The following is a 23,325-nucleotide window of genomic DNA, read 5'->3' as shown; positions in this document are numbered from 1 at the left end:
CCGTGGGAGCAAGCTTGCTCCCACGGGTAGATGAGCGGTTCTTTCCCGACAAAAATACTGGGACTTTGTACGGCGCGTTGATTGGCGTAAACTGCGCCCAAGCCTGCGAGGAGTTTCCATGACCGCCATAACCATTACCGATGCCGCCCACGATTACCTGGCCGATCTGCTGTCCAAGCAGAACACCCCAGGGATCGGCATTCGCGTCTTTATCACCCAGCCTGGCACCCAATACGCCGAAACCTGCATTGCCTACTGCAAGCCGGGCGAAGAAAAACCTGAAGACACCGCGCTGGGGCTCAAGAGCTTCACCGCGTACATAGATCACTTCAGCGAAGCGTTCCTGGACGATGCCGTGGTCGACTACGCCACGGATCGCATGGGCGGCCAACTGACCATCAAGGCGCCAAACGCCAAAGTACCGATGGTCAACGCCGACAGCCCGGTGAATGAGCGCATCAATTACTACCTGCAAACCGAAATCAACCCGGGGCTGGCCAGCCACGGCGGTCAGGTCAGCCTGATCGATGTGGTTGAAGACGGCATCGCCGTGTTGAAGTTCGGCGGCGGTTGCCAGGGCTGCGGCCAGGCAGACGTGACCTTGAAGGAAGGCATCGAGCGCACCCTGCTTGAGCGTATCCCAGAGCTCAAGGGTGTACGTGACGTGACTGACCACACGCAAAAAGAAAACGCCTACTACTAAGCACGGCGTTCATTGCGAATAAAAAGCGGCGCCCCGTGAGCGCCGTTTTTTGTGGGTGATGGTTTCCTGTGGCGAGGAAGCTTGCTCCCGCTCGACTGTGAAGCAGTCGCAAGACGGTTGGTGCATTTTTCATGATGAATGTGTCGACTGGTTTTGGGACCACTCTGCGGTCCAGCGGGAGCAAGCTCCCTCGCCACATGTGCTTCAGGGTCTGTACAAATGCGCATGCCCGGCGCGGTACAGCGACGACTCGCTGAAGTTGTCGGTGGCCAGCACCCGACCCACCAGAATCAGCGCGGTACGCCGAAACCCCTTGGCTTTAACCTTCTCGGTGATATCCGTCAGTGTTCCCACTGCCCAGTCCTGATCGGGCCAACTGGCGCGGTGAACCACCGCAATCGGGCAATCCGCGCCGTAATGTGGCAGCAGCTCGGCGACGATTTTGTCCAGGTGATTGACCCCCAAATGAATCGCCATGGTCGCGCCATGCCGGGCCAGGCTGCTGAATTCTTCACCGGGTGGCATCGCCGTTTTGTCGGCGTAGCGGGTCAGGATCACGCTTTGCGACACGTCCGGCAGGGTCAGTTCCGCACCTAACAGCGCTGCACACGCGGCCGTGGCGGTGACGCCGGGAATGATTTCGAAGGGAATGTTCAGCTCGCGCAGGTAGCGAATCTGCTCGCCAATCGCCCCATACAAACCAGGATCGCCGGAGTGTACCCGGGCCACATCCTGGCCTTTGGCGTGGGCGGTTTTGATCAGGTCGACGATCTGTTCCAAGTGCAGTTCGGCGCTGTTGACCACCTGTTCGGCCTGGTGGCCTTCCAGCACGGCTGCCGGCACCAGCGAGCCTGCGTAAATGATGACCTCGCAACTGCGAATCAGCCGCTGGCCCTTGACGGTAATCAGTTCCGGGTCGCCGGGACCTGCGCCGATGAAGTAGACGGTCATGGCCGGCTCCTGTGAAAAATTGTCAAAGCAAGGCTTCAGATGAAGATTGCTCATGATCGAGGGCGGGGATTATCGGGGATTTTACGACGCGTACGCCAATGCAAAGGTGGCCTGGGCGTATTTTTGCCGTGGGATCAGCAGTTTGGCTGGTGCTTGGCCCAGTTGTTCGGCAAGGGCGAGGGCTGCACTTTCGGCGACGCCGTAGCAGCCGGTGCGCTCGAACGCGATGTCCGACTGGTGGCTGAGTCTTGGCTGATAGTGCGCCAGTTGCGCACTGCTGAAGCAGGTCAGCACCAACCCCAGTTGTGCGGCCAGTTCGTTCAGGCCGGGTTCATCGCGCTTGAGGTCAATACTGGCCAGCGCCCGCACAGCCTGAAGCTCGATTTGATGAGCCTGCAACGCCTGATCCAGTAGCGCGCGCAGCGTGCTGGCGGGGCAGCCGCGCTGGCAGCCCAGGCCGACCACCAGGGTCGGCGCTGCGCTTGAATCCGTCATGCGTGGTATTGACCTTCGCTTTTGCGGCGGAACAACCAGGCGCTGATCAGGCCAAGGGCCAGCCAGAACGCAACGTTGGTCAGCTGCGAAGCGATTTTGAACTGTGCTTCCAGGGCTTCGGGTGCCAGCATCGAATGCACTTCAGGTTGCGGTGCGCCAATGACATGCGGTACGGCCAGAATGGCGACGCCGAGGATTTTCAGCAGCCAGTTTTTGCCGAAAACGATCAGGGCGATGCCGGCGGCCGTCGAGGCGGCAGTGCCGATCCACCAGATTTGCCGTTGTGCCAGGTCCGCAGCGGCAGTGCCCGGCAGTTCCGGCGGCAGGCCGAGGGTTGGGGCGAGGACGAACGTCGCGTAACCGGCCAGGCCCCAGAGCAGGCCCTGGGAGGTGCGAGTCGGCGCACGCAAGGTGTAGAGGCCCGCCAGCATCAGCGCGAAACCGACAGCGACCACCAGGTTGCCGCCGGTGGTCGACAGTACGCGCTGCCAGCCGTCTTCTGGCTCCCAGGCTTCAGCGTCATGAGTGTGGCCAGCCATGGCGCCTTCGGCGTGTTCATGGACTTCGGCCGCTGGAGCCTTTTCGTAGGTTTCAGCCTGAAGAATCAACGGGGCGACCCAGAAGCTTTGCAGCAGGGTCAGCAAAAGGGCGGCCAGCAGCCCGGTGAAGCCTGCGGTCTGCGCAATACGCTTGATCATGTCGGCAGGTCTCAATGGCACGGGAATGCGGAGCTGTGACGGGTATCGTGGGCGGCATTGTGCACCGCTTCGATGTGCGAGAAGCCGGCGAAATACACAAGGCATGCGCCCAGGATCGATGCGCCGATGGCGGCAGTCAGACGTTGGCTCAGGGTGGCGGTGCTGCTGGCGGTGGCGTGGCGAGTACTGCTGATGATCGACATGGCGCTTCCCTCTGGACTGTCAGCGGGTGAATCGAGCGCATGAAAACCCCTGCACGCCAGGCACGCAGAGGTTCAAACAGCGCCCGCCCACCGCGGGTTTGTTATGGCGTGGCCTGTGTAGCCACTCGATGTTGCGGGCCGGTCTCCGGGCTCACGAGGGGTTGGCGTTGGCCGAACCTGCAAGAATCGCCTTCCCATGCCAGGTGCTGGCACAGTGGATCTGATTCTTCGCTCGCTTACCGTTGCGGGGGCAGCACCGGACTGACGTGGCTTTGAGTAAAGCACACGATTCACCGGTTTCCCGTTTCACCCTGTGAAGGGCACCCGTAACAAAGTGTGTAGGAGAGCATGGGCGGGGGCGAGGCGTCAATTGGCAAACGTTCTCAGTTGAGGCCTGCACAAAATCCTGTGGCGAGGGAGCTTGCTCCCGCTCGGCGGCGAAGCCGTCGCAAATCGTGTGCATGTGATGTGCCTGAATGAATGCAGGGGGCCGCTTCGCGACCCAGCGGGAGCAAGCTCCCTCGCCACAGTGGATTGCGATCGTTCGTGAACATTGACCCGCCCCCACACCATGCGTAGCCTTGCGCATTCGAGGTTCTTCGGCGGCTGCCGAAGCTAAGAAGGGAACGCGGTCAATGCCGCGGCTGCCCCCGCAACTGTGAACGGTTTTGTTTCTGCCATGCCACTGCGGGCTCTACCCAGAGCCGCGGGAAGGTGCAGGAGCCGCCAGTCGAAAGACCGGCACACCGTCAGCCAGGAGACCTGCCTCGACACAGATTCTCACTACAACCGGGCGGGGTGATCCGGTGGCGAACTCTTCCCACGCGCGCAAGCGCTGCCGGTTGTCGTCCCGTATGCCCGCCACCTTGCCAAAGGGCATCCGATGAAAACACTGGCCAAACTCCCTGTCACCATCGTTACCGGCTTCCTCGGTTCGGGCAAAACCACTTTGCTGCGGCACATGCTCGACAACGCTCAGGGGCGGCGTATCGCGGTGATCGTCAACGAGTTCGGCGAGCTGGGCATCGACGGCGAAATCCTCAAGCAGTGCTCCATTGGCTGCACCGAAGAAGAAGCCAACGGCCGCGTGTATGAACTGGCCAACGGCTGCCTGTGCTGCACCGTTCAGGAAGAGTTCTTCCCAGTGATGCGCGAGCTGGTTGCCCGTCGCGGTGACCTTGACCACATCCTCATCGAAACCTCCGGCCTGGCCCTGCCAAAACCCCTGGTGCAAGCCTTCCAGTGGCCGGAAATCCGCAGCGCCTGCACCGTGGACGCGGTGATCACCGTGGTCGACAGCCCGGCTGTGGCTGCCGGTACGTTTGCCGCGTTCCCGGATCAGGTCGACGCCATGCGCAAACTCGACCCGAACCTGGACCACGAGTCGCCGCTGCACGAACTGTTCGCCGACCAACTGGCCAGCGCCGACCTGGTGATCCTCAACAAGGCCGACCTGATCAGCCCTGCGGACCTGGCCCGCGTGCGCCTGGAAGTCGCCGAAGAGCTGCCGCCAGCGGTGAAAATCATCGAAGCCAGCAGCGGTCGCCTGCCGCTGGACGTGTTGATTGGTCTCGGCGCCGGTTCTGAAGAACACATCGACAGCCGTCATAGCCACCACGACCATCACCACGACCATCACCACGATGGCGACGACCATGATGACCACGATCACGACGCCTTCGATTCGATCTCCATCGAGCTGCCGCAAGCCGACGAAAGCCTGCTGCTGGATGCCTTGACCCAACTCGTGGTCCAGCACGGCATCCTGCGGGTCAAGGGCTTCGCCGCCATCCCGAACAAACCGATGCGCCTGCTGATCCAGGGCGTGGGCACGCGTTTTGACAAGCACTTCGACCGCCAGTGGGGCGCAGACGAAACACGCAGCACGCGCCTGGTGCTGATCGGCCAGGAACTGGACGCAACCTTGCTCGAAGCGCAATTGCGCGCCGCGCTCAGCGTTTAACCCATGCACCTGCTCAGGACCCAGCCCGGCGGTTTCGTCTCGGATGACAACATTGCCGACTTAGGCCAAACCCCCGCCGAACTGGTGATTCTGTGCAGCGGCGACTCCAGCCTGGCGCTGCTCGCCGAAGCCGCGCAGCAGTTGCCCGACGACTACCCGAGCCTGCGCCTGGCCAACCCGATGCAGGTGCAGAATCACGCCTCGGTCGACTTATACGTCGACGAAGTGCTGCGCCACGCCAAGGTGATTCTGATCTCGCTGCATGGCGGGATCGCCTATTGGCGTTATGGCGTCGAACGCTTGGTGGAACTCTCGCAGCGCGGCGTGCAATTGATTCTGGTGCCGGGTGACGATCGTCCCGACCCGGAGCTCAGCGACCTGAGCACCGTCGTGGCCGGGGATCGCGACCGGCTCTGGCACTTTTTGCGTCAGGGCGGCATGGGCAACGCGCTGGATTTGTACCGCTGCCTGGCCAACCGTTGGTTGGGCCGCGATTATCACTGGTCTGAACCCCAGACCTTGCCACGTACCGCGATTTACCACCCGCACAAAAGCAATGCGGTCCTCGGTGACTGGCAAGCCGACTGGCAACCTGAGCAACCGGTGGCGGCGGTGCTGTTTTACCGCTCCCATTTGCAGGCGGCCAACACCGCGTTCATCGATGTTTTCTGCCAGCGTTTGCAAGCCGCGGGGCTTAACCCGTTGCCGATTGCGCTGGCCAGCCTGAAAGAGCCCGGCTGCCTGACGGTGGTCGAGGACTGGCTGGATGAGGTGCACGCCTCGGTGATTCTCAACACCACCGGCTTCGCTCAATCCAGCCCCGAAGCGCCGCACCTACGGCCGTTTCGCCGCAATATCCCGGTGATCCAGGCGATCTGCGCCCAGGACAACGAGCCCGGTTGGCGCGCCAGCGAGCAAGGCCTCGGGCCGCGTGATCTGGCGATGCACATTGCCTTGCCGGAACTCGACGGGCGGATCATCAGCCGCCCCATCAGCTTCAAGGACCTGGCGTGGCGCAGTGAGCGCAGCGAGTGCGATGTGGTCTGCTATCGAGCGCAACCCGAGCGCATGGATTTCGTGGCCGAACTGGCGCGGCGTTGGGTCGACCTGGCGCGAGTGGCCAATGGCGAAAAACGCATTGCGCTGATCCTCGCCAACTACCCGACTCGCGACGGGCGGATTGGCAATGGCGTGGGCCTCGACACACCGGCCGCTGCGTTGAATATCCTGCGCGCCCTGCGCACCGAAGGGTATCCGCTGCCCGCCGAGTTGCCGGAAAGCGGCACCGCGTTGATTCATCAATTGCTCGGTGGGGTCAGCAATGACCTGGAAACTATAGACCTGCGCCCGTGCCAGCAAAGCCTGGCGCTGGACGACTACTTTTCGATGTTCAACGCCTTGCCCGAAGCCAACCGCACGGCGGTGCTGGAGCGTTGGGGTACGCCGGAAAACGACCCGATGTTTCGCGGCGGACGAATGATGATCGCCGGGCTGCGGTTGGGGCTGACCTTTGTCGGCATTCAGCCGGCGCGGGGCTATCAGGTCGATCAGAGTGCGGTGTATCACGACCCGGACCTGGTGCCGCCTCATGGTTATCTGGCGTTCTACTTCTGGTTGCGCCAGGCCTACGGTGCCCACGCGGTGATCCACGTCGGCAAACACGGCAGCCTCGAATGGCTGCCGGGCAAGGGCGTCGGCCTGTCCGAACACTGTTGGCCCGATGCGTTGCTGGGGCCGCTGCCAAATATCTATCCGTTTATCGTCAATGATCCGGGCGAGGGGGCGCAGGCCAAGCGTCGCACTCAAGCAGTGATCATCGACCACCTGATGCCGCCGCTGACCCGTGCCGAAACCTATGGCCCGCTGCGCAATCTTGAGCTGTTGGCCGACGAGTATTACGAAGCCCAGTTGCTCGATCCGCGTCGCGCTCGCGAGTTGCAACGGGACATCCTCAACCTGGTGCGTGAAACCCATATCGACCGTGAGTTGCAGCTCGACGAGAAGCTCGACAGTGATGCGGATGCAGCGATCTGGTTACCGCGCCTGGACACCTATTTGTGCGATTTGAAAGAGTCGCAAATCCGCGACGGCTTGCATGTGCTGGGTGAGTCACCAACCGGGCGCTTGCGCATTGATACCTTGCTGGCGCTGTTGCGCATTCCTCGGGGTGACGGTCGTGGCGCGCAGTCGAGTTTGCTGCGGGCCTTGGCGAAAGCGTTTGAACTGGGTTTCGATCCACTGGATTGTGCCTTGGCGGAACCTTGGACCGAGCGTCGTCCTCAAGCGTTGCAGGACGTCAGCGGCGAACTGTGGCGCACGGCAGGCGACGTACGTGAGCGCTTGGAACTGTTCGCTGCGCAACTCATCACGCAAACCCTGAATACCAACGCCGAACTCCTTGGGAGCAAGCTCCCTCGCCACAAAAGCCTGCTCCCACAGGGAGCCGGTTGGTCTGAAGTCAACGCCATCCTCGACCACCTGCGCGAAGTAGTTGCGCCACGGCTCGACGCCTGTGGCCCGGCAGAAATGCGTGGCGTGCTGGACGCTCTCGCCGGGCGTTTTGTGCCTGCAGGCCCCAGTGGCGCGCCGAGCCGTGGACGGCTGGACGTGCTGCCCACCGGGCGCAACTTCTATTCGGTGGACGTGCGCAACCTGCCGACCACCACCGCGTGGCGCATCGGTTTCCAGTCCGCGAGCCTGATACTTGAACGGCACTTGCAGGACCACGGCGATCACCTGCGTCAGCTCGGTCTGTCTGTGTGGGGCACGGCGACCATGCGCACCGGTGGCGACGACATCGCCCAGGCCATGGCGCTGATGGGGGTGCGTCCGGTGTGGGCCACGGGCAGTCAGCGGGTCGACGATTTCGAGATCTTGCCGCTGAGCCTGCTCGACCGCCCGCGTGTGGACGTGACCTTGCGGGTCTCGGGTTTTTTCCGCGATGCGTTCGCCAACCTGATTCGGCTGTTCGATGCAGCGGTGCAAGCGGTGGCCGCGCTGGACGAACCTGACGATATGAACCCGCTGGCGGCCAAGGTTCGCGCCGAGCGTGAAGCGCTGATGCAGTCCGGGCTGGATGCAGAGGCGGCCGGGCGTCAGGCCGGATGGCGGATTTTCGGGGCCAAGCCCGGGGCTTATGGCGCGGGTGTGCAGGGCGCCATCGACGGGCGTTTGTGGCAGAGTCGAGAGGACCTGGCCGAGGTTTACCTGAACTGGGGCGGTTACGCTTACGGCGGTTCCGACGAGGGCACCGCTGCCCGTCAGCAGTTCGCCCAGCGGTTGAGCCAGGTTCAGGCGGTGTTGCAAAATCAGGACAACCGCGAGCATGACCTGCTCGATTCCAATGACTATTACCAGTTTCAGGGCGGCATGCTTGCGGCCGTCGAAAGCCTCAGCGGCGAAACGGCGGCAAGCTACCATGGCGACCACAGTCAGCCGGACTTGCCGAAGATTCGCACGTTGAAGGAAGAACTGAACCGGGTGATTCGCTCCCGCGCGGCCAACCCGAAGTGGATCGAAGGGGTCAAGCGTCACGGTTACAAAGGGGCGTTCGAGTTGGCGGCCACGGTCGACAACCTGTTCGCTTTCGATGCGACGACGCAACTGATCGACGATCACCAGTACGCCTTGCTGGCCGACGCCTATTTGCTTGATCCGTCGACACGCGAGTTCGTCCGGCAGCACAATCCCCACGCCTTGCGCGACATGACCGAGCGTATGCTCGAGGCCCAGCAGCGTGGAATGTGGCAAGCACCGGGGCAGTATCGCGAGGCGCTGGAGAATTTGTTGCTGGATATAGAAGAAGACAGCTAACCGGATACCTGCCTGCACTTGTGGCGAGGGAGCTTGCTCCCGCTGGGCTGCGCAGCTGCCCCAAAAGCTTGCAGCCTGTTTCTTCAGGCTAAAATCGACAACTTTATTGCGAGCGCTTCGCGCTCGAGCGGGAGCAAGCTCCCTGGCCACAACGCAAGCACCGACCATGACCGAGATGAGCACAATGACCGACACCCCGCATTTCCCGCTGTCCGCCGTGGTCGGCGCCGATGCCCTGAAACTCGCGCTGTGCCTGACCGCCATCGACCCGAAAATCGGCGGTGTATTGATCGAAGGTCCGCGCGGTATGGCCAAGTCCACATTGGCCCGCGGCCTGGCGGACCTGCTCGCCAGCGGGCAGTTCGTCACCTTGCCCTTGGGCGCGACCGAGGAACGGCTGGTTGGCACCCTGGACCTGGACGCCGCGCTGGGCGAAGGCCGGGCACAGTTTTCCCCCGGTGTTCTGGCCAAGGCCGACGGGGGCGTGTTGTACGTCGACGAAGTGAATTTGCTGCCCGATCACCTGGTTGATTTGCTGCTCGACGTGGCTGCCAGCGGCACCAACCTGATCGAGCGTGACGGTATTTCCCATCGGCATTCGGCGCGGTTTGTCCTGATCGGCACCATGAACCCGGAAGAAGGCGAGTTGCGCCCGCAACTGCTTGACCGCTTTGGTTTGAACGTTGCACTGAGCGGGCACACCGCGCCCGCCGAGCGGGGTCAGATTATCCGGCGGCGACTGGATTTCGACAGCGACCCTCAAGGCTTCTGTGACCAGTGGGGAGCCCGGCAACAGGCACTGCGCGAACGCTGCCAAGAGGCTCGTGAGGCGTTGGCAAACATTCCGCTCGACGATCAGGCACTGGCGCAGATCACCGAGCGCTGTTTCGCGGCCGGTGTCGATGGCTTGCGCGCTGACCTGGTGTGGCTGCGTGCCGCCCGCGCCCACGCGGCGTGGCGTGGCGCACCGGGCATCCATGAAGACGATATCGACGCCGTGGCCGAGTTTGCCTTGCGTCATCGCCGTCGTGAACAACCGCCGACGCCACCCCATCAGAACAGCGCGCCACCCCCCAGCACAGCCGAGCAGCCGAATTCGGGTGATGGCCAGGGCCAATGGGGCGAGATGCCTGCCCAGGCGTTGCCCATGGGTGAGCGTCGCGAAGTGCCGAGCTGGCCAAAAAAGCCTTAGGCATTCGCCCTCGATCTGACGCGGGGGCGAATGCCAAACCCCGCGCGGGACGCCTGGAAAACGGTCGGCAAGGCCTGCGTCGGACTGCGAAAAGCGGCTCGGTCAATTGGCCCGGCACGTTGCTCAATGGCCGGCCACGTCAGCGCGAAGACCTGTTGTTCCACCTGCGCAGTCGTTCGCCCCATGAGCTGTGGCTGGTGATCGTTGACGCTTCGGCCTCGACCCGTCGCCACCAGGCCTTGAGCGACGCTAAAGGGCTGTTGGCGCAGGTGTTTGACGACGCCTATCGGCAGCGCGCACGGCTGGCGTTGTTGACGGCCAGTGGCGCGGCACCGAGGTGGCAGGTGCAAGGTTTGAAGGCTTCTGCCGGGTTGCGCGACTGGCTGGAGGCCTTGGGGGCGAGCGGTGGCACGCCGTTGCTGGCGGCCCTGGACGAAGCGGCGCAGTGGCTGGCCTCGCGGCAAAAGCGTTTTCCGGCAGAGCAGCAGCGATTGCTGCTAGTGACCGACGGCCGCCTCAAGCATTTGCCCTCACCGATGGCACTCGATTGCCCGGCGTTGCTGGTGGACATCGAGCGGGGGCCGATCCGGTTGGGGCGGGCGAAGGCGCTGGCCCTTGAGTTGAACGCACACTATCGGCACATCGACAGCCTCAAGTAAGCACCTATGCTGTGGGTTCAACTCATCACAAGGAGTGAACCATGCGCGTGCTAGCCACTAACAGTCAGGACGACTTTCGTGTCAAAGCCTATGCCGGCACCAACGGCGTGTTACTGGCCATGGACCTGGCCGAATCTCGGCGTAAAGGCTTGCTGGGCTTTGCCATCGAGAAACAGCAGGGTGATAAACCCTGGCAGTTTCTGTTCAACAGCCTGACTTTTCCTGGCAAGGCCCACACATTCCCCCAGTACCACGCGACCCCCAGCGATATCGCACCCTTGCAGAAGTTTCGTTGGGCCGACTATGCGGTCAGCCCTGGGGTGACCCTCCACTACCGGGTGCACCTGGCCTATGGCAGCGCCGATGCGCCGCAATTGGGCGAAGCGCTGGAGGTGACGGTGACCACCGACAACGGTCTGCCGGCCGGCCAGCATGTGATCTTCAATCGGGCCGTCGCCGCCAGCCAGGCGTTTTCGCGCAAATTCCCTGACCTCGATGCACAAATCAGCGCCAACAAGAACCTGTCCATCGACGACTGGCCCGATGCACCCCGGCAATGGCTGGAAAACGGTCTGCTGGAGGTGATCACCGGTTTCATCGAGCGCGCCGTGGATAGCCAGTGGGCGCTGGACATTGCGATTTACGAGTACCAGTTGCCGACCATTGTCGACGCGGTCAACGCAGCGTTTGGGCGAGGGGCAAAGGTTCGGGTGCTGTATCACGCCAAGCCCGGTGATACCGATACCACTATGAATGAAGAGAGCCTGGCGAAGCTTCCCACCGAGAACAAACGAGGTCGGGTGACCCACGCCATCTTCCACGACAAGTTCATTGTACTGAGCAAGGTCGATGGTGCAGGGGAGTACCGGCCTCAATCGGTATTGTGCGGCAGCACCAATTTCACCGACAACGGCGTCTACCGTCAGGCCAACGTGGTGCATGTGCTGGATGACAGCCGTGTGGCCACGAGTTACCTGCAAGTGTTCGAACAGATCTGGGCCGCTCCCGCCGATGTGGGGGCCACCCGGACCTGGTTGACCAAAAGCAACCCGATGGACCCTGCACAACCCTTGTTCGTCGGGTTTTCACCGCGTACCGGTCAGGCCGATCTGACCCAATTCGTCGAGATCATCAATGCGGCCAAAAAGGACGTGCTGTTTGTCACGGCTTTCGTGTTGCCGGATGAAATCCTCAACGCGCTGCTGGGCCAGCCTCACGATGATGTGCTGCGTTTCGGCTTGCAGAATACGGCCAGCCGCATCACCGGTTTTCACGCCGATCGCACGGCAGAGTTCGCCGCCACTGCGTTGCTTAATACCGGGCTGGAGGGCTGGCTCAAGGAAAGCATGAAAGGCCAGAAAGGTGATTTGCTGGTGCATCTCAAAGCCCTCGTGATCGACTTCACCAGTGATGCTCCGGTGATCATCAGCGGCAGCCATAACCTGAGCGTCAACGCTAGCGAGGGCAATGACGAGAACTTCCTGATCATCCGTGGCGACACCGACCTGGCCGACCGTTATGGCCTGGAGCTGTTGCGCTTCTATGAGCATTACCGGTTTCGCTATTTCGCAAAGAAACTGGCGCTCAAGGAGGTCCAGCCGCTGGTTGTCGACGATAGCTGGAGCAATGACTACTACCTGGAGGGCGACCTGCGGATGTTGTCGCGGCTGCGTTTTTCAGGGCGCTAAGCCCACAAGGCGGATTCCCTTGCCGAACAGGGGGTTGGCCTGATGCCTTGATATCGGCAGCGCGGGGATGGCTCACAAGGATACGCCGCTGGTCTAGTCGCGGCGGCGGTCCAGGGCGAATTGACATCACCTGATCTAGTGTTGCCAGTTGAGGACCCTGTCCTCATCCACGCGGTTTTTCAGGGAGATCTACCATGGCACATGTACGGCGTGATGTATGGAAGCTGGGTTCTGGCTGGAACGATACGTTGAAGTGGTATGCGCGTGGCGTTGAGGAACTGCAGAAGCGACCGTTTACCGACCGCACCAGTTGGTGTTACCTGGCAGCAATTCACGGCTTTGATAAAAAAATCTGGATCAGCGCCGGCTACATGCATGCAACCACGGCACTCCCGCCCAAGGCCGACCAGGACCTTTACTGGGATCAATGCCAGCATTCCACCTGGTATTTCCTGCCTTGGCACCGTGGCTACGTGGCGGCATTCGAGCAGATTGTGCGTGCCGCCATCGTCGGGCTGGGCGGTCCACAGGACTGGGCCTTGCCCTACTGGAACTACAACGAAGGTGCGCAATCGTTGCATTTGCCACCGTGCTTCGCCGAAAAAACGCTGCCTACGGGCGGCAGAAACCCGCTGTATGTCGAGCGTCGTTATGGTCTTTCAGGCAACGGAAATGTTGTGCTCGATCCGTCCCAGATAGGCCTTGCTGCGTTGGATGATCCGGTCTTCGAAGGCCCGCTGGAAGGCATCCCCCCAGGTTTCGGTGGACCTGCAACAGTGTTCAATCATGATGGCTCTGGTGGCAGCGGCGCCAATATTGAACAGACACCGCATAACGTCGTTCACGTTGAGGTGGGCTTCAAGAGTGCAAAATTCCCTCATACCCTGGGCTTGATGACCGACCCCGATACGGCGGCGCTGGACCCGATTTTCTGGCTTCACCACGCCAATATCGATCGCCTGTGGGAGGTATGGCTCAAAAATAACCCCCATCACCAGAACCCTGATGATCCGGCGTGGTACAACGGCCCACCTGCAGGCGGGCGAGTCTTTATCGTACCCAACACGCAGGGCACGGCGTGGCAGTTCAAGGTGGGCGACATGCTGAATACGCTTTCCCCGAAACTCGATTACAGGTACGAGGATACCGGCGTGACCGTCGCGGCCGAGCCGCTGGTCAAGCAACGTCTGGCCCGGCTTGGTGCGTCGAAGGATCTGCTGAAGACGTTCTCCACGAAGGGTTTAATCGCTCCTCAGGGCGGCCCGACCGAATTGATCGGTACCAACGATGCGGCGCTGGATCTGGTCGGCACCTCCATCGAAACTCCTGTGACGCTTGATCAGGCGGGCTCGAAAAAGGTGTTCACCAGCCTCAAGTCGAAATCGTTCTCGGCGACGCTGCAGGTGCCTGATCGGGTCTTCCTCAAACTGGAAAACATCCGGGGCAAATCCGATGCGGTTGTCCTTGATGTCTACATCAACCTGCCGACGGATGCCGATCCTGCCCAGCATGCCGATTTGCGTGCAGGGACATTGGCTCTGTTTGGCGTACGCAAGGCCAGCCTGCCGGATGGCGAGCACGGCGGGAACGGTGTCAGCCAGGTGTTTGAAATCACCCACATCGTCGATGCGCTGCACCTGGGCGGGGTGACGTCGGCCGCACAGCTCAAGGTTCGGTTTGTCTCGGCATCGCCGATTCCTCCCGAGGATCAAATTACCGTGGGCAGTGTGAGCATCTATCGGTTGGGCGATTAAACGGTGCCCACCTACCTTCTGGTCGCCGCGTTGACCCTGGGCGCCCGGCCATGGCTGATTCTGATCAGCCTGGCCGGTTGGGGGTTGCTGTTGGGTGCGGTACAGATGCTGTCGATTCCGGCGTACTGCGGGACATTTCCGGCGCTCGACTCTGCCGCGAGCTGGGCGGGGGTTGAACAGGCGTTGCTGTTCAATCCGCCGCGTCAGTTGCTGTCGTCGTGGTGGTTGATGCTGCTGGCAATGATGCCGTTGTTGCTGATCCATCCTCTTGAACATGTGTGGCAACGCAGCCTGTCGAGAAAGCGCTGGCAGGCGGTGGCTTTGTTCGTATTCGGTTTCGTGGCGGTCTGGACCCTGGCCGGTGTGGTGCTGATGACCGTGACGGTGGGGGCGAGGGTGATGCTGGGGCTTTCCCAGGTGACGGCGTTTGTCGCTGCCTTGGGGCTGGGCCTGGTGTGGCAGGCTTCGCCGTTCAAACAGACGTGCCTGAACCGCTGCCATTACCGGCCAAGGATTTCGGCATTCGGCTTCGGTTTTATTCGGGACTGCTTGAAGTATGGCGTGGTCAGCGGTGGCTGGTGCATCGGTTCGTGCTGGCCGCTGATGCTGTTGCCGATGCTCGCCGATCAAGGGCACCTGCCGCTGATGGCGCTGGCCATGGGGTGGATGATTCTGGAGCGCATGCAACGGGCACAACCGCCACGCTGGCACTCACCGTTTCACCTGCGGTTGTTTCGCTGAGCTGAGTGACGGGCTTGGGATAAGTGCTAGCATAGGGCCATCTATTGCATGGAAGCGCTAACATGACCTGTCTATTTCGCCAGGGCGGATCACCGTTTTGGTCACGTGTTCTCTGTGTCCTTCTACTGTTGGCCAGCACCTCGGTGCTGGCTGGCAACACCCCGTGCTCGGGTCGCAAGGGCGGCATTGCCGGTTGCGATGGCGAGACCTTCCTGTGCAACGACGGCTCCATCAGCGCCTCGAAAAAAGACTGCTCGGCGATGTTCGGCATTCGCGGTTCCAGCCAGGCTGCGCGCCCGCAGCCACTGCTGCAAAGCGATGACGGCTGCCAATGCGGCAGCGGTAGTTATTGCACCGGGCCACGCGGCGGCGTCTATTGCCTGACGCCCGGTGGCAGCAAGAGTTACAAGCGCAAGTAAGACAATGATCGCTGTGTGTTCAGCGCGGCGCAGCACTGATGGTCGCGTTGCGCCAGGCTGTTTGCAGTTGCTCGTTGAGCAGTGCCGGAACGGTTTTGTCCGGTTGTTTTTCCAGGCTGGTTTTCAGCCCGTTGAGTGAGCGTCCGCTGAGCCGATTGCCCGCCAGGTCTTCGCGAAAAACCTTTTCCGCCTCACTGTACTGACCTTGTGCGAGCAACCCGTAACCCAGTGATTCGCGTAGCGTGTAATACCAGTCCGGTGGCTCGTTGTAGGCGAGGCCGTCCTGAATCTGCACGGCTTTGCGCCACCCCGAAATGATCTGGTTGTTGCTGTCGCCCGTCAGCTCCTTGAGGTCGGCGCTCAGCACCTGTTGTGGGTCCTTGCCGAGGATGTCGGCGCTGGCACTCTGCAGCGAGGCCAGGTCAAGCTTGCCGTGCAAGGCGTCCTGGGCTTTGTTCACCAGGATCAGGTTGGCGATGCGCAGCAGTTCCAACGCCTGATTGCTGCCGTAAGGCAATTTGGGGTGGGCGCTCAGGTGCTCTTGCACCGCACGCCAGTAACCCTTGAGCGCATCGCCGGCGGCACGGTTGTCGAGGTCACTGGCCGTGAGTGTCTGATAGGCCTGGGCGTAAGCGGCCATCATCCGTGTGTAGGGCGTGGTCAGTGTTTCCCAGTGTTCGTTGGCCTTGGCGCAGGTCTCGTTAATGGTCGCCAGCCCGGTGTCGATTTTCGGTGCAATTCGCTTCAGGGCGTCCCAGTCCTCAAAACGCACGGCGAAGTAATAGGGCACGGCATAGAAGTAGTCGGCCTTGGTGCGGATTTCCTGTGGGTACTGCTGGCAGAGGAAATCCAGCGCGGCATAGCGGGTGGTGTTTTCCACCAATTCCTCGGCCATGTTCATGGCTTCGTTCTGACGCCCTTCGATGGACAGGGTCCAGGTTAAAAAGTGAATGTTGTGCCCCAGGTAATGCAGCGGGTACGGACTCTGCGGGTCGACCTGGTGTGCGTAGGCCCGGTCGACCGACACGGCGGTGTAGTTGGCGACGCTGGCCAGGGCGTTGTCGCCGGTTCGTTGATAAATGTGGGATGCCATGTGCACCAGGTGACCGATGGCCGGGTTCTGATCGCGAAAGCGATCGGCCATGGGCAGGCCGCTGGTGGGGAAGGGTGATTCTTCAATGGCGTGGATGTAAAAGTGGTTGGCCCCGGTGTGCAACTGGTCCTGCCCCAGCACGCGGTTGAGCACTTGCAGTGCCTCGTAGGCGGCCGGCGTGGGTTTGACTTCATCGGACACGGCCTCTGAGCCGTCCCACCATTTCCAGGGGGCCAGGTTGAGCAACGCGTCGGCGTACAGGGTGGCGGCGTCGAGGTCGTCGAAGTAGGTCTGCGACAGGGTTTTCATCGCCTCGGCATAACGCCGCTTGCCTTCGTCAGTCAGGCTGACCTTGTCGCCCTGGGTGCTGTAGAGCGTGAGAAATGCCTTGGCGTAATCGACCTCGCGCTGCAATTGCCGCTCGCTGAAGCGGGCCTGGGCGCTCGGGTTGTTGCGCCGGGCTGTTGCGTTGTCCAGGGCGATCTGTGCCGAACGATAGGACAGGCGATCACAGCCGAGGGTGGCGACGCTGTTGATGTTGGAGTTGGCCGACAGTGCGATGCCCCAGTACGGCATGGCGGCGCCTTCATCGAAGCGACTGGCCTGGTAGAACGCGCGGATCGCTTCGGAAAAGTTGAAACCATACTGCAAGGCGATGCCCTGGCTGTAGAAGGCCTCGACCTGATCCGCTTCATTGAGGCTCACCAGCGGATAGCGCGTGCCGCCCAGCCCCGAGAGCAACTGTGCCTTGCGGGTGTCCTGCTGGCTGACGCACGCGTGCAGCACATCGAGAAACGGCGTGTCGGGCGAGGCCGGCACGAAGCCATTCGGGTCCTCGGGAGCGCCGTGGCCCAGAGTATGGGCCATGGCGACGGGCAGGCCGGCCAGTAACAGACTGCCGACCAGGGTGGCGCGCAGGAAACAGGGCATGGCCATGAGGTGATATCCCTTTCAAAGTGCCAGGACGGCAGCGAATCCGTTCGCCAGAAGTATCGTTGAGTTTGAACGGAATGCCAGTGGCCCCTGCGCCCGCCGCTGCGGGCCTACTCGACCCTCAATGAAAAGGTGTGTGCTTGAGGCACGGGATTGCGCATCAGCGTGCCGACCACCAGTGCACCTAGCAAGGCCAGTAACCCGGCGACCCACAGAACCCGACTGAAGCCACCGACGAACGCTTGCTGTGCCAACGGTGCAACGATTGACCGTGCGGACTCCGGCAAGGCGCCCATGGCCGCCGCCATGTCTCCGGCCACCACCCGTGACGCGATGTCGCGTGTGTGCTCAAGCCAAGGTGCGCCAGAGATCGAAAGGCCGGCGTGCAACAGGTGTTCGGTGTGGCTGGCGAGTAATGCACCGAACACCCCGATGGCCAGCATGATCGCGCTGAAACGCATGGTGGTGCTCATGCCCGAGGCCATGCCGGCGCGGTCCCGTGGCACGCAGGCCATGATGTTTTTTTGCGTGTCGCCGTTGAGCAATCCGGCCCCTGCGCCTGTCACGGCAATTGCCAGGGCAAAGCTCAAATAGCCGCCGCTGCTGACCGCCCAGGCACTGAGCAGGTTGCCGGCGCCGACCAGCGTCAGGCCTGCCGCCATCAATGTGGCCGGGGCGTAACGCGAGGCCAGCCGTACACCGATGCGCGGGCAGATCAGCATGGTCAGCGCAAAGGGCAGCATGCCCAACCCTGAGGCAATGGCCGAGAAACCCAAACCGTTTTGCAGGTAAAACGGCAGCAGGGTCATCATCACCTGAGCGCACCCGGCGTAGGCAAACATGCCGAGCAAGGCACCGATGAAGCGCGGGTGCTTGAACAGTTGCAGGTCGACCATCGGCCGGCGCTGCATCCGCTCGATCACTACAAACAACCCCAGCAGACCGATACCGCCGAGCAGGCGTGCGTACGTCAGCGGGTTGCTCCAGCCGATGCGGTTGGCTTCGATCAGGCCCCAGATCAGGCACAACAGGCTGGCGCTGAAGGCCAGGCTGCCCCATGGGTCGAGACGGGCTGCCTGGGTGTCGCGCGACTCCGGCACGGCGCGCCAGACCATCGCCATCAACAGCAGGCCCACCGGCAGGTTGAGGTAGAAAATCCAGCGCCAGCCGATGTACTCGGTGATCAACCCGCCCACGGTCGGCGCGGCGGTCATCGCAACGCCCATGCAGGCCCCCCAGAATGCCCAGGCCTTGGCGCGTTCGACTTCGTCGTGAAAGGTGTGGCCGATGGACGCCAGGGCCGAGGTCAGCAACAGCGCCGCACCGACACCTTTGATCGCCCGTGCGATGTCCAGCAACAGCGCGTTCGGCGCCGCGCCGCAGCCCAGTGACGCGAGGATGAAAATGCCCAGGCCCCAGAGCAGGGTTTTCTGGCGCCCGAAACGGTCGGCAATACTGCCGGCCGGCAACAACAGGGCCGCAAACGCGAGCATGTAGGCGCTGACCACCCATTCGATGTCAGCGAAATTGGCCCCCAGGTCACGGGCGATACTCGGCAGCGAGACGGCGACGATATTGGTATCGAGCACGATCAGCGAGCAGACCCCGGACGCGGTCAGCAGCGTCATGCGTGGGCTGGCGCGGTTCATCGCGTCACCCGTTGCGGCACGGCGGCGATGGCAGCCTGGGCAATTTCATCGTCATGGGCTGGAGTGTCGGCGCTGACACCAATGGCACCGACTACCTGACCGTCGACCAGGATCGGCTGGGCGCCTTTCATCATCAGTAGCCCGGCGGTGATGGCGGCGTGTCGACCACCGTTGATGGCGTTCTCGAGATCACCGGACGGGCGCTTGAACAGCGCCGAGGTGCGTGCCTTGCCTTCGGCCAGTTCAATGCCGGCCACTACGGGAGCGCCGTCCATGCGGGCGCTGAGGATCGGCCAGCCACCGTCATCGACAATCACTACCGCGCACGGCCAGCCTTTGGCGGAAGCGGTTTCCTGGGCGGCCCGGAGCAAGTGCTGGGCGGTTTCCAGGTTCAGGATTGCCTTGCGGGCAATGCCGTCATCAGGCGTGGCAGCACTTGCGTTATTCAGGCTGAATACAGCGATCAGCGCGAGAAGGCTTGATTTGACGCGCATGGCGCAGGCTCTCTACTGTGGGTGTACGTGCAGCTTATCCCGGTGGTTTCGACACGTTGTTAGCCTGGGGGCGGCATTTCATTACCTTTGAGCTAACACAATGATTGATATTCGGCACTTTCGTTACTTTCTGGCGGTGGCCCGACAGCGCAACTTCACCCGCGCAGCCGAGCAACTGGGCATCGCGCCGCCGACCCTGAGCCGACAGATCCAGGACCTGGAAAACGCCCTCGGCACGCGGTTGTTCCTGCGCGGTCAGCGTGAAGTCAGCCTGACCGAAGCGGGCGCGGCGCTGGTGATCGAGGCCGAGGCCACGGTGCGCCAGTTCGAGGTGGCCCAGCGCAACGCGCAACGGGCCGGACGCGGCGAGATTGGCCATATCGAAGTGGGGTACGTGGCCTCGGCGGTGTATGGCGGGTTGTTGCAAAAACATGTTCAGGTGTTCAGCGCCAGCCATGCGGATGTCAGCCTCAGCGTTCGGGAAATACCCATGGCGGCACTGCCGGCGATGGTCGTCGATGGTCGATGCGACATCGGCTATGTCCGCTCCCCGATGAACCTGCCCGAAGGCCTGGAAGCCATTCACCTGGACGCCGAAGGATTTGTCCTGGCGCTGCCGGCCGATTCCTGGCTGGGACGTTTACCCGACATCGCCCCGGAACACCTGCACAACGAGACGTTCATCCTCCCGGAGCAAATCAACGGCACGTTGCAGATTGCCGCTCTCGGCGGTTTCGCACCGCGCCTGGGCCCTCAACCTGGCGGGCTGGTGGCGGTGATTGCGCTGGTGTCGTTGGGGCAGGGCGTGGCGGTAGTGCCTGCCTCGGTGGTGGGTCATGTCAGCCTGCCGAATGTGCTGTACCGGCCGATCAGGGGCAGCGAAGCATCGTCCTGGTTGTCACTGATCCACCGCCGCTTCGAAAAAGCCCCGGCTGTGGCGCGCTACATCGAGCGGGTCAAAAGTGGCTGACAGTCCAGTCGCTGAGGACCTTAAAGGCGCGAGTGCGTCGGGGTTTACTGTCAGATCTGACATTCCTTGTGGCTTTTCTGATGAGTGGCGAAGTACTTGGCCATGGCGGTGGTGTGCAGGTTCTGTCGCTGGCGGTTGATGCACCGACCTGCTGTTGGGTTATCTCGTTGAATCTCTTTGGATTTTTATTTATCCCGGATTTTCGGAAAAACCTGTGGCACACTTTTTCGCGCTTGTTCCGCTATTACAAACGATATTCCGCTATAGCGGAATTTATTATTCGATGAAGTCGCTGTCTCACAACGCAGTTTTCCGTGTTCAACACCCAGGTTTACGGGCTTGGTGAAACGTCTGAAAGAGCAGCGTTTTTTGATCCTTTTCAAACAGGAGATACACCATGAGCATTACTCGTTACGGCACCGGTAGCACCGCCGGAGGTGGCCAGCCCCGTCCTTTCGCTCGCGCTGTCGAGGCCGATGGCTGGTTGCACGTATCCGGCCAGGTGCCAGCGGTAAACGGCGAAATCATTGTCGGTGGCATTGTCGAGCAGACGCACCAGACCATGCGCAACCTGATCGCCATTCTTGAAGAAGCCGGTTATGGCCTCGAAGACGTGGTGCGTACTGGCGTGTGGCTGGAAGACCCACGGGATTTCTGGAGTTTCAACAAGGTGTTTTCCGAGTACTTCAGCCCGGAACACGCCCCGGCCCGTGCCTGCGTGCAGGCGAACATGATGGTGGATTGCAAGGTCGAGATTGATTGCATTGCCTACAAGAAAAAGGCCTGAACCGAGGTGTCGCCACCTCACTCTGGTTGAATGCTCCGGGAGCCCACTGACATGACCGAAGACACCATCAAGCGCCGGGCGCGTGGTTTGGACCGGGCGTTCGATATCCTCGATTTTCTCAAGGAGATCGGCCGGCCACTGCGCCCCAACGAAATCGCCAGCGGTATCGGCAGCCCGAAATCCACAGTCTACGAACTGGTCGCGTCCCTGCTTGCGCGACGGATTCTCGAACCAGTGGGCAAGGACGGCCACGTCTACCTCGGCCGGCAACTGTACTTTCTCGGCCAGGCGCATTTACGCCATTTCGACCTGACCCGCGAGGCCGCTCACGCCTTGCAGGAGATCGTCAGCCAGACCCGAGAAACCGCGCAGATGTGCCTGCTCAACGGGCGCAAGTACACGGTAGCGCTGATGAAGGAGGGCGAACGGCACTTTCGGATTTCCTCGGACATCGGCGAGAACGCGCCGATCCCGTGGACGGCTTCCGGGCGCCTGTTGCTGGCGCATTTGAGCGACCAGGAAATCGTCGAGTTGATCGATGACCAGGACTTCATCCTGCCCAACGGCGAGCGCCTGCCGCTGGAGCGGTTCCTGGCGCAAATCCGTCAGGCCGCAGTCGAAGGGTTCTTTTCTTTCGACAGCGTTGCCGACACGTTTACCCATTGTTTCGCTGCCCCGGTCAAAGACCCGAACGGGGTGGCCATTGCGACCCTGTGCATCGTTGCGCCCAGAGCCGATGCCCAAAACAATTACAACGACTATCGCCGGGTATTGATCGAAAGCGCGAACAACCTGGCCCGTCGCATCAACGAATAACCACGGCTGCTCGCGGCCTCGCTTGAGGAGTTTGAACATGTCTTCTGCCTTGAATATCGCCGTCGTGGAAAAAGGCGCGGGTCAACCCGGTGCAAACCTGGTGCGCGACATCAGCCTACCGGCGTTGGTGCTGCACCGCGACGCGCTGGAACACAACATTCGCTGGATGCAGGCGTTCGTCAGCGACAGCGGCGCCGAATTGGCCCCCCACGGGAAAACCAGCATGACCCCGGCGTTGTTCCGGCGCCAACTGGAAGCGGGCGCCTGGGGGATCACCCTGGCGACGGCCGTGCAGACTCATGCGGCGTATGTTCATGGCGTGCGGCGGGTGTTGATGGCCAATCAGTTGGTCGGCGCGCCGAACATGGCACTGATTGCCGATTTACTGACGGACTCGACGTTCGACTTCCACTGCATGGTCGATCACCCGGACAACGTCGCCGACCTCGGGGCGTTTTTCGCGGCGCGCGGTCAGCGCTTGAACGTGATGATTGAATACGGTGTGGTCGGTGGTCGGTGCGGCTGTCGCAGCGAAGCCGAAGTGTTGGCCCTGGCCGAAGCGATCAAGGCACAGCCGGGCCTGGCGTTGACCGGTATCGAAGGCTACGAGGGGGTGATTCATGGTGATCACGCCGTCAGTGGCATTCGCGAGTTTGCCGACTCGCTGGTGCGCCTCGCGGTTCAACTGCAAGACAACGGCATGTTTGCCATCGACACGCCGATCATCACCGCGTCGGGTTCGGCCTGGTACGACCTGATTGCCGAATCCTTCGAAACCCAGAACGCCGCGGGCCGTTTCCTCAGTGTGTTGCGCCCCGGCAGTTACGTGGCTCACGACCATGGCATCTACAAAGAAGCGCAATGCTGTGTGCTGGACCGTCGCAGCGATCTGCACGAAGGCCTGCGCCCGGCGCTGGAAGTCTGGGCGCACGTGCAGTCCTTGCCGGAACCGGGTTTTGCGGTGATTGCCCTGGGCAAGCGTGATGTAGCGTATGACGCGGGGCTGCCGGTGCCGTTGCTGCGTTATCGGGCGGGTGTGTTGCCGGCGCAGGGCGACGATGTCAGTGCCTGCAAGGTGACGGCGGTGATGGACCAGCATGCGTTCATGACGGTGGCGGCGGGGGTTGAGTTGCGGGTAGGCGACATTATTTCGTTCGGCACTTCCCACCCATGCCTGACGTTCGACAAGTGGCGCACGGGTTTGCTGGTGGACGCGCAGTTGAATGTCATCGAGAGCATGGAAACCTGTTTCTAGGTTTGAGACTGCAGTGCGGCTATCGCGAACAGAGGGAACGCCCGCCCGG

21 protein-coding genes and 2 riboswitches are annotated in these 23,325 nt (G+C 61.8%); of the genes, 14 read left to right on the top strand and 7 right to left on the bottom strand.

What is annotated here, in order from left to right; all coding sequences use genetic code 11:
• Window positions 1-118 precede the first annotated feature (118 nt).
• A complete protein-coding gene (gene nfuA, locus AC1Z1G_RS16465; protein WP_007941757.1) occupies window positions 119-703 on the top strand; it encodes a Fe-S biogenesis protein NfuA in 585 nt (194 codons plus the stop codon).
• Between the two features lie 204 nt (window positions 704-907).
• Here nfuA and cobM read toward each other — a convergent pair whose 3' ends face one another.
• From cobM to AC1Z1G_RS16445, 4 genes are all read right to left on the bottom strand, one after another.
• Window positions 908-1,654 carry a precorrin-4 C(11)-methyltransferase gene (cobM, locus tag AC1Z1G_RS16460; RefSeq protein WP_483621094.1) on the bottom strand — a complete coding sequence of 249 codons (747 nt, stop codon included), beginning with the start codon at window positions 1,652-1,654 and terminating at the stop codon, window positions 908-910.
• Window positions 1,655-1,735: 81 nt separating this feature from the next.
• A complete protein-coding gene (locus AC1Z1G_RS16455) occupies window positions 1,736-2,149 on the bottom strand; it encodes a cobalamin biosynthesis protein (RefSeq protein ID WP_483621093.1) in 414 nt (137 codons plus the stop codon).
• Window positions 2,146-2,847, bottom strand: a complete 702-nt coding sequence (locus AC1Z1G_RS16450) for a CbtA family protein (RefSeq protein ID WP_483621092.1) — start codon at window positions 2,845-2,847, stop codon at window positions 2,146-2,148. The genes AC1Z1G_RS16455 and AC1Z1G_RS16450 overlap by 4 nt, the downstream gene beginning before the upstream one ends.
• Before the next feature lie 11 nt (window positions 2,848-2,858).
• The gene (locus AC1Z1G_RS16445; protein ID WP_347900911.1) at window positions 2,859-3,050 is read right to left on the bottom strand and encodes a CbtB domain-containing protein; all 192 of its coding nucleotides are present in this window, start codon (window positions 3,048-3,050) and stop codon (window positions 2,859-2,861) included.
• A gap of 119 nt (window positions 3,051-3,169) precedes the next feature.
• A riboswitch (cobalamin riboswitch) is annotated at window positions 3,170-3,393 on the bottom strand.
• A gap of 232 nt (window positions 3,394-3,625) precedes the next feature.
• Window positions 3,626-3,834: riboswitch (cobalamin riboswitch) on the top strand.
• A 99-nt stretch (window positions 3,835-3,933) separates the two neighbouring features.
• On the opposite strand from AC1Z1G_RS16445, the gene cobW reads away from it, so the two are divergent.
• The 8 genes from cobW to AC1Z1G_RS16405 all read left to right on the top strand — a co-directional run bounded on the left by cobW (window position 3,934) and on the right by AC1Z1G_RS16405 (window position 15,279).
• Window positions 3,934-5,013, top strand: a complete 1,080-nt coding sequence (gene cobW, locus AC1Z1G_RS16440) for a cobalamin biosynthesis protein CobW (RefSeq protein ID WP_483621091.1) — start codon at window positions 3,934-3,936, stop codon at window positions 5,011-5,013.
• 3 nt (window positions 5,014-5,016) lie between these two features.
• Window positions 5,017-8,826, top strand: a complete 3,810-nt coding sequence (gene cobN, locus AC1Z1G_RS16435) for a cobaltochelatase subunit CobN (RefSeq protein ID WP_483621090.1) — start codon at window positions 5,017-5,019, stop codon at window positions 8,824-8,826.
• A 184-nt stretch (window positions 8,827-9,010) separates the two neighbouring features.
• On the top strand, window positions 9,011-10,018 hold the full coding sequence (locus tag AC1Z1G_RS16430) for a magnesium chelatase ATPase subunit I (protein WP_483627879.1): 1,008 nt from the start codon (window positions 9,011-9,013) through the stop codon (window positions 10,016-10,018).
• A complete protein-coding gene (locus AC1Z1G_RS16425) occupies window positions 10,000-10,677 on the top strand; it encodes a vWA domain-containing protein (protein ID WP_483627877.1) in 678 nt (225 codons plus the stop codon). Before AC1Z1G_RS16430 ends, AC1Z1G_RS16425 begins: the two co-directional genes overlap by 19 nt.
• Window positions 10,678-10,718: 41 nt before the next feature.
• The gene (locus AC1Z1G_RS16420; protein WP_483621089.1) at window positions 10,719-12,365 is read left to right on the top strand and encodes a phospholipase D-like domain-containing protein; all 1,647 of its coding nucleotides are present in this window, start codon (window positions 10,719-10,721) and stop codon (window positions 12,363-12,365) included.
• A gap of 194 nt (window positions 12,366-12,559) precedes the next feature.
• On the top strand, window positions 12,560-14,119 hold the full coding sequence (locus tag AC1Z1G_RS16415; RefSeq protein WP_483621088.1) for a DUF7868 domain-containing protein: 1,560 nt from the start codon (window positions 12,560-12,562) through the stop codon (window positions 14,117-14,119).
• 3 nt (window positions 14,120-14,122) lie between these two features.
• Entirely contained in the window at window positions 14,123-14,860 is a 738-nt protein-coding gene (locus AC1Z1G_RS16410; RefSeq protein WP_483621087.1) for a copper chaperone, read from the top strand.
• A 62-nt stretch (window positions 14,861-14,922) separates the two neighbouring features.
• Entirely contained in the window at window positions 14,923-15,279 is a 357-nt protein-coding gene (locus AC1Z1G_RS16405; protein ID WP_483621086.1) for a YdcA family protein, read from the top strand.
• Window positions 15,280-15,298: 19 nt separating this feature from the next.
• Here AC1Z1G_RS16405 and AC1Z1G_RS16400 read toward each other — a convergent pair whose 3' ends face one another.
• The 3 genes from AC1Z1G_RS16400 to AC1Z1G_RS16390 all read right to left on the bottom strand — a co-directional run bounded on the left by AC1Z1G_RS16400 (window position 15,299) and on the right by AC1Z1G_RS16390 (window position 19,448).
• Window positions 15,299-17,308, bottom strand: coding sequence for a hypothetical protein (locus AC1Z1G_RS16400; protein ID WP_483621085.1), 2,010 nt, complete (start codon window positions 17,306-17,308; stop codon window positions 15,299-15,301).
• Between the two features lie 107 nt (window positions 17,309-17,415).
• Complete coding sequence (locus tag AC1Z1G_RS16395) at window positions 17,416-18,954, bottom strand: MFS transporter (RefSeq protein WP_483621084.1); 1,539 nt, start codon at window positions 18,952-18,954, stop codon at window positions 17,416-17,418.
• Window positions 18,951-19,448 (bottom strand): GlcG/HbpS family heme-binding protein, encoded by a 498-nt coding sequence (locus AC1Z1G_RS16390; protein WP_483621083.1) that lies wholly within the window; start codon window positions 19,446-19,448, stop codon window positions 18,951-18,953. Before AC1Z1G_RS16390 ends, AC1Z1G_RS16395 begins: the two co-directional genes overlap by 4 nt.
• A gap of 103 nt (window positions 19,449-19,551) precedes the next feature.
• Here AC1Z1G_RS16390 and AC1Z1G_RS16385 point away from each other — a divergent pair, with 103 nt between their 5' ends.
• The 5 genes from AC1Z1G_RS16385 to AC1Z1G_RS16365 all read left to right on the top strand — a co-directional run bounded on the left by AC1Z1G_RS16385 (window position 19,552) and on the right by AC1Z1G_RS16365 (window position 23,276).
• Window positions 19,552-20,418: a LysR family transcriptional regulator gene (locus tag AC1Z1G_RS16385; RefSeq protein ID WP_483627876.1), complete on the top strand. Its 867-nt coding sequence runs from the start codon at window positions 19,552-19,554 to the stop codon at window positions 20,416-20,418.
• An 80-nt stretch (window positions 20,419-20,498) separates the two neighbouring features.
• Window positions 20,499-20,705: a hypothetical protein gene (locus AC1Z1G_RS16380; protein WP_483621082.1), complete on the top strand. Its 207-nt coding sequence runs from the start codon at window positions 20,499-20,501 to the stop codon at window positions 20,703-20,705.
• A 110-nt stretch (window positions 20,706-20,815) separates the two neighbouring features.
• Entirely contained in the window at window positions 20,816-21,205 is a 390-nt protein-coding gene (locus tag AC1Z1G_RS16375) for a RidA family protein (protein ID WP_347900897.1), read from the top strand.
• 51 nt (window positions 21,206-21,256) lie between these two features.
• Window positions 21,257-22,021, top strand: a complete 765-nt coding sequence (locus tag AC1Z1G_RS16370) for an IclR family transcriptional regulator (RefSeq protein ID WP_483621081.1) — start codon at window positions 21,257-21,259, stop codon at window positions 22,019-22,021.
• A gap of 37 nt (window positions 22,022-22,058) precedes the next feature.
• On the top strand, window positions 22,059-23,276 hold the full coding sequence (locus AC1Z1G_RS16365; protein ID WP_483621080.1) for an amino acid deaminase: 1,218 nt from the start codon (window positions 22,059-22,061) through the stop codon (window positions 23,274-23,276).
• Window positions 23,277-23,325: the final 49 nt, after the last annotated feature.

The organism is Pseudomonas sp. JL27(2026), from assembly GCF_056933555.1.
This window is presented reverse-complemented; position numbering and strand designations above follow the sequence as displayed.